The sequence below is a fragment of the Chamaesiphon sp. genome (assembly GCF_041737865.1).
In the GTDB taxonomy this organism is placed as follows: domain Bacteria; phylum Cyanobacteriota; class Cyanobacteriia; order Cyanobacteriales; family Chamaesiphonaceae; genus Chamaesiphon.
Genome location: NZ_JBGSQZ010000171.1, coordinates 1 through 11,454, shown reverse-complemented (window position 1 = coordinate 11,454; position 11,454 = coordinate 1). Strand labels below are relative to the sequence as shown.

Sequence of the window (11,454 nt, the reverse complement as noted above, 5' to 3'; positions counted from 1 at the left end):
CGCGAAGGCGGACTTTGCATCATGAGCCGAGACTTCCAGTCTCCAGGCACCTCTTATCCCGAACTCAGGTTATGTAAGGTAGCCTCCGAGGAGAGAATTTACTTTAAAATTCAACAATTACAGGTGCATGATCGCTGGGTTGAACTAGTTTACGTGGCTCGATATCGATCGTACAACTAGTGGCTCGATCGAATAAATCGGGTGTAAGATAAAGATGATCGATCCGCCAACCGCGATTGCGTTCAAATCCCTGTTGCCGATAATCCCACCAACTAAAATGTCCCCCTTCAGGTGTGAATTTTCGGAAGCTATCTTGGAAGCCCAAATCGAGTACAGATTTACGCAGTAATTCCCGTTCGGGGAGAGTTGCCATGACCCGATCTTTTGTAGTAGTTTTACTATGAATATCGATATCTTCGAGGGCGATATTAAAGTCTCCACAGACGCAAATCGACTGTTGACCAGACTCAATTGTGGTTTTTAAATACTTACCCAATAACTCCAACCATCGCAGCTTGTAGGCGTATTTATCGCTACCAGATAGATTCCCATTCGGCACATAGAGATTGACGATCTGAACACCATCGAGATTCCCGGTAATCACCCGCTTTTGTTCGTCCAAATCACCGACTAATTCTGGGGCTAATCTACCCTCAAATCCAATACTGATATTAGTCAATGGCTGCTTGCTAAACATCGCGACACCATTGTATGATTTCTGTCCAGAGATATAGGCATGATAACCACAAGCTTCGATCGCAGCCAGAGGAAATTGCTCATCTGTGACTTTAATTTCTTGCAGACACAGCACATCGACGGGATGCTGTTGCAACCAATTAGTGATGATGTCTAGTCGCGTCCGAATCGAGTTGACATTCCAAGTAGCAATTTGCATTTTTGATGGATGGTGGATGGTGGATGGTGGATGGCTTGCACTGAGCGTAGCCGAAGTGTGAATGGTGAATGGTGAGGGATTAAAAGTTGAATATGAGTTTTAACTATCCACCATCCACCATCCACTATCCACTAATTAACTCTTTTGGTAAGATGAAAGAACCATCTAGATCGGCTTCGAGATCGATCGATTGGATAACTGCATCGATGTTTAGTTCGCCATAAATATGTGGAAATAAATTAGTTGAATCTGCGCCTTCATACCGAATTTCGGACGTGACTCGATCGATAGCGATTACCAGGATTACTAAATCTTGCTGTTGCTTAAAAAATCGATTTGCCGATCCGATTACTTGGGCTACTGTCGAACAGTGAATAAATCCTTCAGAGTCTAATGTCTCACTTCGATAAGTTTCCAGATTTTTGGCTTTTGTCCATCGATCGTTTTGAGTAATATGTAAGATTGTATTCATAAATTATCTAATAATTATGATAATTGAGGCTGTTTTTCAAAGCAGATTAAAGAGCTATTTAGATATTAATCATCGATGATTAATCTAATTCGATCGAGTCTTGCTCGATCGCCGTCAAAATTGTCGGTACATCTTGAGGATGAACGCGATAATACCATATTCTTGCTGGTAAAACTAATACCATCGGCCCATTCCCACAGTTTCCCAGACAGCCGCAACCTTCATAGGCGATTTCCGGCGGAGCAAGTGCGCGGAAAGCTGCAAATACTTCAGCCGCACCTTGCTTCTTACAGGTGCGGTTTTGACAAATCAGAATGCAAATTGATTCCGGCATACTCCCTTCCCACTGTCAAATTAGACATAATGATTCACCATTCACACTTCGGCTTCGCTCAGTGCAAGCCATCCACCATTCACCATTCACCATTCACCCCCTACGCTAGATGTCTAATTTGACACAGGTACGGGAGTAAATAACTGTCAACTAATTCAACCATTGCTGAATAGTCTGATTGAGTTGCTTGAGTTTGACTGGTTTGGTGAGATAGTCATTGGCTCCCGCGCTCAAGCATTTGTCTCGATCTCCTTCCATCGCTAGAGCAGTGAGTGCAATGATGGGAATCTCTGCGAGTTGCGGATCTTGACGGATGCGGGAGATGGCTTCTAATCCGTCCATTCCAGGCATTTGAATATCCATCAAAATCAAGTCGGGATGGTGCTTTTGGGTAAGTTCGATCGCTGATTGTCCGTCACCTGCGACAATGGGGCGGTAGCCTTTTACTGTGAGATAGCTAGAGATCGTGTTGATGTTTAGTTCGTTGTCTTCAACAATCAGGATCAGTGGGGGTGTGAGGACTTCTTCGACAATAGTTGTTGAGATGGAAGCAAGATAATCAGAGCAGCCACCATCGATCGCATCGGCTGGGACTAAACATGTCTCCGGCAAGGATACCTGAGTATAGCTACCTTGACCAATTATAGTCTGACAACTGAGCACACCACCATGCAGTTCGACGATCGGGCTGACGAGCATCAAACCTAAACCGACGCGGTGGTTGTCAGTGGGGAAGGTAGACTGAGAGAATTTATCATCTTGAGTCGTGGATGTCTGTTTGCTGGTATCGATAATCGCAAACTGGATCGATGCGGTAGCCTCTGCATTAGTCTGGGCTTCCCTAGTAGCTACCAATTTTACTCTACCGCCAACGGGTGTAGAATCGATCGCATGATTGAGCAGGTTGATTAATACTTGACGCATCCGGTGGAGATCGACGAGGATCTGCCCAACATGAGCTGAAACATCGAGATCTAGTTGAATTTGTTTGCCAATGGCATGGTGTTTGACAAAGGTAGAACTATATTGACAAAGTTCCAGCACCGAAACATTGGTAATCTCTAGTTCTAGCTTACCCACTTGAATTTTCGACAGATCTGTCATGTTGTTAATCAATGCGAGTAAATACCCGCCACTACGATCGATCGTCGTAATTGCATTCAATTGTCGTTCGTTCATGACACCGAAGACTTCTTCTAATAATGCTTCTGACATGCCCAAGATGCCATTGAGGGGGTTGCGAAATTCATGACTGAGGGTGGCGATGAATTCATCAGTGAAGTAGTTATCCCACTCAGTTTGGGAGCGGTGCTGGAGTAATTGTGGATGGCGTCGATCGAGACTAGCTATTTTAGTGGTCGCTCCCGATTTAGTATAGAGATCGTAAGCATCTTGCAGATAGACGGCGGCGATTTTTTCTTTACCCCATTCTAGGTAAAATTGAGCCGCAGCTTCATTAGCGGTGGCTTCTGCTACCAGGGAGCGGGTTGCTTGTGCCGCAACAATATCTCGATCGAGTTTGTCGATCTGTGCTGCATATAGTTCCAAAGCTTTTGCTCGTTCCGCTTTTACCAAATCATCTCCATCGTCACAATTCATGGGTAAAAACTCAAGTCGATGCTTCTGGCTTACTACTTATTAAGTATACCCAGATTATGTGCTGATTCATTGTGAGCTAGATCGCTCGGTGTGAGTTGAATGGTGGATGGTGGATGGTGGATGGTGGATGGCGAAAAGGTGCTCTACTTGGGGTCTCCCCAAGTAGAGCACCTTTTCAAGACAGTGAATGGTGGATGGTGAACTGCGCTGTCTATTTCTTGGGTGGGAAGGGAGTAAGATCCGGTTGAGGGAGTGTGACAGTAAAGCAACTCCCGACTCCGACTTGGCTATCGAGCGTCACATCACCGCCGTGGAGTTCCACAATTTGCTTGACGAGCACTAACCCTAAGCCAGTACCTGGGTATTTGCGATTGAGGCTACTATCGAGTTGGATAAAGGGTTGAAAGAGTTTGGATCGATCCGCACTATCGATCCCAATCCCTGTGTCAGTGACTGAAAAACACAGCCAATCACCCTGTCTTCCGTCCACTTCCAGCGGTTTCAACCGCACCGATAGTGTGACTAGCCCTCCCTTGGCGGTAAATTTGACCGCATTATTGAGGAGGTTGATTAATACCTGACGCATCCGGCGTTCATCAACTACAATCCGATCGAGATCGCTGGGTAAATGAGTATCGATGTAAATCTGTCGATCGATTGCCTGTTGCTTGACTAATATTAAGCTCGATCGACACAGTTCGGTGAGGGAAACTTCTGTAATATTCAGCTCTAGTTTACCTGCGGAAATTTTGGAAACATCGAGGATATCATTGATGAGTGATAGTAAATGCTGTCCGCTTTGTTCGATAGTCGCGATCGCATTAAGTTGGCTAGAGTTGAGGGCACCAAATAGTTCTTCCTGCAATGCTTCGGACATCCCCAAAATCGCATTCAAAGGGGTGCGGAGTTCGTGACTCATATTTGCCAGAAACTCGTCCTTGAGGCGGGTTGCCCGTTGGAGTTCGGTATTAGTTAGCTCCAAGCGATGATTGGTTTGATGCAGCTCGGTTTCGACTTGTTTGCGATCGGTGATATCTAGTAATACACCATCCCAAACGATCGCGCCATCGGGTTGAAGTTCTGGACGAGAGGCTGATTTGACCCATTTTATCTCCCCAGAACTCAGGATCGCCCTCCCTTCCCATAGTTTCGGAGTCATATTTTGGGCAGATTCAGCTATGACGCGGTGAAGTTTTGGGAGATCGTCAGGATGAATCAGATCGAGCAGACAGGTGGAGTCAGCCATCAACGCCTCACTTGTGAGGTGAAATAGCTCAAAACAGCCGGAACTCATATAAAGATAAGTATTGCTACCGTCTGGTGCCAATCGAAACTGATAGATAACGCCAGGAATATTGTCAGCTAACTTTTGATACCGTTGTTCTGACTGACGCAGGGCGATTTCTGTCTGTTTGCGCTTGGTAATATCCATAAGAATTCCATCCCAAACGATCGCCCCATTGTCTGCTAGGATCGGTCGAGATTCCCCCCGAATCCATTTGATGGCTGAAGATGTCGAGATCCTACCTTCCCACACCCAAGCTCCCGCTCTACCAGCACTAGCTTGGAGCGATCGCTCGAACCCCGCTCGATCTTCTGGCAATACTCGATCGAACAAGATCGAAACATCTGCTAGAGCTGCTGCTGGCGAAATTTCAAACAGTTCGGCAAATCTGGCACTGAGATAGTTGAGTTTGTAAGTACCGTCAGCACTCAGCTCAAATTGATAGAGCGTCCCTGGGACATTCGACACCATTTGACAATAACGCTCCTCCGACTCCCGCAAGGCGATTTCCATTGCTTGACGATCTTTGAGGAGTATCTCCAAATGGCTCTGCTTGAGTGGGATATTTACCGCTGTCTGGGCTACTCGATCGCGATCGATCGCACACGCTTGCGCGTAGCAATCGTCAGCCGCCTGCATGTAAGTGGCGGCGATTTTTTCTTGACTCCATTCTCGGCAAAATTTCGCCGCGCATTCGTTGGCGATCGCTTCTTGTTCGAGGCATTGATTAGTTTTGGCTTCAGCAATAGCTCGATCGTACCATTCGATCGCTTGGCTAAATTCGATCGCCAGATTTAGTTCTGCGATTGTACGATAGCCACAGAGATAAAAGATAAAGCTGTCGATAGTCATATGCGATCTTGTCTAATTATTTCGACAGCATCCCCTAGATACTGTCAAAGTATTGGTTGCTCACTTAATATGCCCTGTTATCGTCGCTCGATCGCCACTATCAATTCCAGTCCCAGTCAAAAAAGCCAAAGTATAAAAGAATTATTATTAAATTCAAACTCATCAATAATTTCTAGATCGAGTTTCCGCGTATGCGCCTCAAACGATCGCTGATTTAACTTATTAATAAAAGTCACCCCGATCGGAAACTTCGGGGCAAAACTCGATCTCATCAACTCGAACAACTGCGGAAAAATGCTACTTCCACGCATGGCTACATCTATACAAATTGGCCCATGCTGAAATGTTCGATCGACACTCAGTTCCCGATCTTGAAATTTCAACTCAGGTAATCGAGAAATCATCAGTCTAAAGATTTCCCACTGAGCATAAAATTTCCAATCACCTGCAAGTAAATATCCGACTATTTCACACTCGCTTTCCGCTATAAATACACCATCTTGAGCGAGCAGTTGTCCGAGCAAATCGGGTGTAAAAGGAGTCGTCACAAATCCACCAGCTAATTCTGTTAGTGATAGATTCGTGTAAAGATTCCGAGACTGAAGAGTGAGGATACCATCAAAATCGGACTCGATTGCGGTTCTAATAATTGGGAACATTTCGATTGATTATGTAATAAAAATTTGTGAGTAACCGCACAGATCTAAGAGGGTGTTTGAAAAGTATAAATTAATCCCCCCAGCCCCCTTAAAAAGGGGGAGCAAGAGTCAAAGTCCCCCTTTTTAAGGGGGATTTAGGGGGATTGACAGCCTGCGATTGTAACAAATAAAACTTTTCAAACACCCTCTAAGGGTACCCACAAGGGGCACCCCTACACAATTCACCTGTAGTTGATGTAGGGTGTGTTATGCTCAAGCCGTAACGCACCAGTATTTGACTAGGGATCTGATTTAGGATCGCTATACAACTAGCTGGTGCGTTACGCTTCGCTAACACACCCTACACCTAAAACCTAAAGCCTAGCTTGTCGATCGTTAATATATTTATACGTCAATCGCGATACAGCCTGGACAAAATCTCGGGCACGCAGATCGTTAAAAGACCGCTTGACAAAAATACCTGCCAAATAGAGTTTTCCATTCGGCATTTCGATAATAATTCCCGCATCCCCAATCAGTCGCCCTAATGTCCCCGTCTTGTGAGCAATAGCGGCACCTTTCCCCAAACCTGCTGGTAGTAGTTTCCGATTCTCAGTTTGATTGAGAATATCCAAAACTTTACTGCGGCTAGCTTCAGTGATTAATTGACGCTTGGCAAGTAGCGCAGATAATCTCACCAAATCTGCGGGACTAGTTGTATTTATCCCTTTAAAATCTCCGAGTAGACGGTTAATTACTGTTTTCCGCAGTCCCCAATTTTTGAACTGACGATTGAGCACGGCTCTCCCGCCCAACCTGTCAATAATCATATTCGTCCCAGTATTATCGCTAATGGCGATCATCTTCGTAGCTGTCTGCAACACACTCAATTTTGCTCCAGGCTTATTTTGGAGTTCGCCCGAACCACCCGTAATCAAATCGCGCCTAACGGTGAGCGTTTCATTCATCCGTACTTTTCCAGCGTCAACAGCTTGAAACAAAGCCATCAAAATCGGCAATTTGATCGTACTTGCCGCCGGAAAACTCTTTTCGCCATTGATATCCAAATAATTCCCCGTCTCCACTTCCATGAAAAACATCCCTGGGGAGAGGTAATCATACTTCGCCGCTAAGGTCTGAATTTGGCTCTTGAGCGCGAGCATTTCCTGTCCGATGGGTACGACTCCAGCAAAGATAATCGGACTGATGGGCACGGGTTGGACTCTGCCTGTGGTAGCTGTCGCAACACCACGATTTATCGATCTCAATTTAATCGACCAGCGGGACGGTAAATCGCTGCGAATGATAATATTCTGCGGGCTGACACTATAACCAGGAGCGAGTTCCATCACCAATCGCGTGCTCTTAGCGTCTGCTTGGGCAATTCGCACTTCTCGCACCGCCGCCCCAAATTGCTTGCGAATGGTGGCTGCGGTCATTTTCGTACCTGGAAGATCGACAATCAGACGGCAGGGGCCATCGAGCAATGTTGCTTTGGGCTGGACTCCATTATCGGTACCAAAGTTTAATTGATTGCGACTAGCGTCAAATTCCCAACCAGTGAATTTGCTTGCCTGGGCTGGTGCTGCTAATAGTAGACACGCGCTGCTAATCAGTCCGGTGAGGAGCCAACTTAATTTCATAGTGTAAGAATGCAATGGTAGAGCAATTTTGGTTTTTAAAAATCAGTAGCTAAATGCGCCGCTACGCAAATAGGGGCGGCTAACTAGTACGGTTCTTGTCTTCACCCAGATGATGATTAACATTATTCGGTTGCTCCCGTCAATTGATTTGTCCAGATCGCGTACCGTAAGTAATCGATCTAAAATTCCTCTAACCTAGATTGGAAGTAGATTTAAAGCCAATCGATAAAATATCTGTATCGATCGATATAGTCAGCCGATCGACATTTTCGTTATATTAAGAACTATTGCGGGTTGTAAATCCCAACCCCAATCTGTGTATCCAATCGTGTGAGGACACCCATGACTAGAAGCTTGCAAGATCCAGCTACATCCACCACTGAAGAATTACTCGTTGCCAAATTTTTTCGCAGTTCGGCTGGTAACTGGTTATCCGAACGACGTTACTATACTCTCCCCGATGGAGCTACTCAAGAGGTCGTCAGCGAGATTGCGATCGAGTTTCTAGCACCAGGCTGTCTGGAATTACAAGAATTAGCAGGCTTACATGGCTTGGATGCTCTAGCTCTAACCTGCGGGAGCAAAATTGAGTGGGATAGTAAAGACTCCGTGACGGGAAAAAAAGCTTCAAAAGGAAGTACGTTATTTGGAGCTTTAGGAAATATCTTATATCGCGATCGCGGTTTTGCCACACCTAAACCGATTACGGCTATTTATCACTTTCCCCATCCCGATACCATGTGTCTGAAAACCGAATATCAAAATTCGGTATTTGAAGAAGAAATCAAATTAGTCGGTGAAAAATACCGCACTCGTCAAACAATTATCTCTCGGGCTGGCGAACAAGTAACGATCGGTCAATATCTAGAAAAACGCATTAGAGTATAGACTTACTCACATCTCGCACAGTACAAAAACGCCGCTTAATGGGTACCCCTACACAATTAACCTGTAGGGGTGCCCCTTGTGGGTACCCTACGATCTACGCTTTTACTAGTCTTGATGTATTCGGAGCGATGGCATACTAACTACACCCGCCCGACAGCGACAGACTTTCCCCGCCCTACACTTCTCTTGTAAAATATCGTCATGCGATAAGCGCGATCCTTAATTTTTCAAGAGCAGACAACCATGACCCAGACGACTACAGAACTGGATTTTTCTACCCTCGATGCAGAACTGAGCCAGCAGAGACCTCAGGAAATTATCAAGCGAGCATTGAGCCTATTCGATAATATTTCCATTTCCTTCAGTGGGGCTGAGGATGTAGTTTTGATTGACATGGCGTACAAGATGAACCCCAATGTCAAAGTCTTTAGTCTGGATACAGGTCGTCTCCATCCTGAAACTTATCAGTTCATCGATCGAGTCAGAAAACACTACAATATCGCGATCGATGTCGTCTATCCAGAGGCGGCTCCAGTCGAAGCTCTCGTCAAGGCTAAGGGTTTATTTAGCTTTTATGAAGATGGACACCAAGAATGTTGCGGTGTGCGGAAAGTTGCTCCCCTACGGCGCAAATTAGCGACCCTCGATGCCTGGATTACCGGACAACGCAAGGATCAAAGTCCTTCCACTCGTGCGGCTGTCCCAGTTATTCAAGCCGATGGAGCTTTCTCAACACCCGAACATCCGTTAGTCAAGTTTAACCCCTTGGCAAATTGGTCGTCTGCGGATGTCTGGAATTATATTCGCGCCCTCGAAGTACCCTACAACTCTCTCCACGAGCGCGGTTTTATCAGTATCGGTTGCGAACCATGTACCAAACCCACGCTCCCCCAACAACACGAACGCGAAGGGCGTTGGTGGTGGGAAGAAGCCACGCAAAAAGAATGTGGATTACATAAGTAGGCTTTAGGCTTGTTGTACATTCGCACATTAAATGTCGCTATTCGCAGATTAGTGTAGTCAACAAGCGGATAGCTACTAGGATCGGAAAGCAGGATCGCCAATGACAATCTTAAACTGACCCACATTTTTCACAGTTCAGCGGCTCAGAAAGCTTGAACTGCGGCGCAATTAATTTATATATTACATTATCTAGGTACAAATGCAGTGAATGTCAAGATCATTCAGCAGAATTTCGTCGAGAGTGATAAGTCCCGATCGCCACATCTTTCGCTCGTTCTTGAGGACTAGCTCTGACTGGCTGAAATCCTGACTCAATTGTGATACCGAGTTGCCGAGCTTTAGAACGGATAGCTTCTATAAGTCTGTTGTAGCTCCAGCGGGAGATTCTCATACGGAACTCTTTAGCATATTTGTTTTGAGCTTCAACAGAGCCAGGACATTTCTGTTTTGCCCTAGCAGTAATCTCACTAGCGAGTACTTCTCTCAGATGTGTCAGATTGGGAATTACGATGCTATCTGCTCGATATTGCTTCGCTAGTTTAACAATCTCATTGGCCAATAGACGGTCTACATATTCTCCAAGCTCTGATTCTGATGGCTGATAAGAAATTCCACGTTTTTGGTTCTTGTGGCGTTGTAAAATATTTTGCTGCTGTTTAGTACGGTGACGATTCAGAAGACGGTAGCGATCGCCCAATAATGTTTTGGGAGTACGATAGGTCAATACATCTCCTGTTCTGACATTGACAACTGCTACTGTTACGGGATTAGCTAATCCGATACTGAGTCCAACTAAAATTTCAGGATTGCCTTGATAAGGCTGTTTGCTGGGTCGATCGGGCAAATTTTTCAGTCGATCTAGCTTCGCTCGGTTGCGAGGATCGGGCTTTTCACCCTCTAGGTTTTTAAGAGCTTTATCGGATTTCTCCTGTTGAACGAGGGCGGTTCCCTCTACGGTCATTAAGCGAGTATCGTAAGCGCAGTGGAGGGCAAGACGGTTAGCATTCCAAGGCTCACCTTTACCCTCGCCTTGTGTCCAAATCAGCATGGCTGTAATGACGGACTTCTTCAGGACTCCCATAGATAATCGGATATGGCAGAGATGCGGGTCGAGTTAGTATTTTTGCATCCCATTCCCGCGCCTGAATAACGTTCTCGGAAATTTGGTGCGTAGCAATTTCCAAGATCTTGAAAAACTCTTCCCCTTTTAAATCTCGACCTTTGGGTAATCGAGCATTCAGTTTTGCCTCAAGTTGCTCGATCTGTTCCCGTTTACGCTCGATGCGGTGGGCAAATCCATCTGGATCTTCTTCTATTTCCGAAACTTTGCAGTCATTCTTGAGCAGGTAGGAAATCGCGCATTTGCTCAAGGTGTCTTTGGTATCATCGTAAGCATCGAATAGCTTAGACATCAGATCGGCTCTCCTGTACTTAGGGTGATAATTTAAACTTATTCAAATGATCGGAGCGGAGCGGAGATTATTTGAATAAGCAAGCCAACAGTTTTTTTCTCATCGATTTGAAACTAGCAAAACCGTAACTTTGGTGGAGAATTAACTTAATTCTAGTATTAATACCTTCGGTGACACCACTCGTAGTTCTATTTAAGAAATAATTAGCAATCTCCGGCAAATGTTTCTCCAGTGTATCAGCTATACTCGAAAAAAAACATCCGCGCATGTGATAACCATTTCTTCATTTTTCTAAATCCAGCTTTAACTGTCAAATTACTTTCATATATCTGCCTTAATTCTTCTTTAAAACAATAAGCAATTTCTAATCCAACTGAGTTCTGAAATAAGTCTTGTAATTCAGTTCTCTCTAACTCATTCAAATCCTCATTATTTTTAAGTAGCAATATTTTATTTTGCAGCCCCTTTAATCC

Annotated in this window: 13 protein-coding genes; 2 read left to right on the top strand and 11 right to left on the bottom strand. The window is 45.0% G+C overall.

The window, feature by feature from the left end:
* Positions 1 to 103: 103 nt before the first annotated feature.
* The 7 genes from xth to ACEW9J_RS13005 all read right to left on the bottom strand — a co-directional run bounded on the left by xth (position 104) and on the right by ACEW9J_RS13005 (position 7,718).
* A complete protein-coding gene (gene xth, locus ACEW9J_RS13035) occupies positions 104 to 895 on the bottom strand; it encodes an exodeoxyribonuclease III (RefSeq protein WP_373545549.1) in 792 nt (263 codons plus the stop codon).
* A gap of 124 nt (positions 896 to 1,019) precedes the next feature.
* The gene (locus tag ACEW9J_RS13030; protein WP_373545548.1) at positions 1,020 to 1,367 is read right to left on the bottom strand and encodes a DUF952 domain-containing protein; all 348 of its coding nucleotides are present in this window, start codon (positions 1,365 to 1,367) and stop codon (positions 1,020 to 1,022) included.
* A 79-nt stretch (positions 1,368 to 1,446) separates the two neighbouring features.
* Positions 1,447 to 1,701 carry a (2Fe-2S) ferredoxin domain-containing protein gene (locus tag ACEW9J_RS13025; RefSeq protein ID WP_373545547.1) on the bottom strand — a complete coding sequence of 85 codons (255 nt, stop codon included), beginning with the start codon at positions 1,699 to 1,701 and terminating at the stop codon, positions 1,447 to 1,449.
* Positions 1,702 to 1,851: 150 nt separating this feature from the next.
* A complete protein-coding gene (locus ACEW9J_RS13020) occupies positions 1,852 to 3,300 on the bottom strand; it encodes a response regulator (protein WP_373545546.1) in 1,449 nt (482 codons plus the stop codon).
* Between the two features lie 211 nt (positions 3,301 to 3,511).
* Positions 3,512 to 5,437, bottom strand: coding sequence for a PAS domain-containing sensor histidine kinase (locus ACEW9J_RS13015; protein WP_373545545.1), 1,926 nt, complete (start codon positions 5,435 to 5,437; stop codon positions 3,512 to 3,514).
* 116 nt (positions 5,438 to 5,553) lie between these two features.
* Positions 5,554 to 6,096, bottom strand: coding sequence for a GNAT family acetyltransferase (locus ACEW9J_RS13010; protein ID WP_373545544.1), 543 nt, complete (start codon positions 6,094 to 6,096; stop codon positions 5,554 to 5,556).
* Positions 6,097 to 6,449: 353 nt separating this feature from the next.
* A complete protein-coding gene (locus tag ACEW9J_RS13005) occupies positions 6,450 to 7,718 on the bottom strand; it encodes a serine hydrolase (RefSeq protein ID WP_373545543.1) in 1,269 nt (422 codons plus the stop codon).
* A 342-nt stretch (positions 7,719 to 8,060) separates the two neighbouring features.
* On the opposite strand from ACEW9J_RS13005, the gene ACEW9J_RS13000 reads away from it, so the two are divergent.
* Together ACEW9J_RS13000 and ACEW9J_RS12995 are read left to right on the top strand one after the other, a co-directional pair.
* A complete protein-coding gene (locus tag ACEW9J_RS13000) occupies positions 8,061 to 8,606 on the top strand; it encodes a phycobiliprotein lyase (RefSeq protein WP_373545542.1) in 546 nt (181 codons plus the stop codon).
* A 243-nt stretch (positions 8,607 to 8,849) separates the two neighbouring features.
* Positions 8,850 to 9,569 carry a phosphoadenylyl-sulfate reductase gene (locus ACEW9J_RS12995; protein WP_373545541.1) on the top strand — a complete coding sequence of 240 codons (720 nt, stop codon included), beginning with the start codon at positions 8,850 to 8,852 and terminating at the stop codon, positions 9,567 to 9,569.
* A 217-nt stretch (positions 9,570 to 9,786) separates the two neighbouring features.
* On the opposite strand, the gene cas12k is transcribed toward ACEW9J_RS12995, so the two are convergent.
* The 4 genes from cas12k to ACEW9J_RS12975 form a co-directional block, all read right to left on the bottom strand.
* On the bottom strand, positions 9,787 to 10,617 hold the full coding sequence (gene cas12k / locus ACEW9J_RS12990) for a type V CRISPR-associated protein Cas12k (RefSeq protein WP_373545540.1): 831 nt from the start codon (positions 10,615 to 10,617) through the stop codon (positions 9,787 to 9,789).
* Positions 10,589 to 10,981, bottom strand: a complete 393-nt coding sequence (locus tag ACEW9J_RS12985; RefSeq protein WP_373545539.1) for a hypothetical protein — start codon at positions 10,979 to 10,981, stop codon at positions 10,589 to 10,591. Before ACEW9J_RS12985 ends, cas12k begins: the two co-directional genes overlap by 29 nt.
* Positions 10,982 to 11,048: 67 nt before the next feature.
* Positions 11,049 to 11,249, bottom strand: coding sequence for a transposase (locus ACEW9J_RS12980; RefSeq protein WP_373545538.1), 201 nt, complete (start codon positions 11,247 to 11,249; stop codon positions 11,049 to 11,051).
* Positions 11,218 to 11,454, bottom strand: a 237-nt coding sequence (locus ACEW9J_RS12975) for a transposase (protein WP_373545537.1), incomplete at its 5' end; no start/stop codon positions are given. The genes ACEW9J_RS12980 and ACEW9J_RS12975, both read right to left, overlap by 32 nt.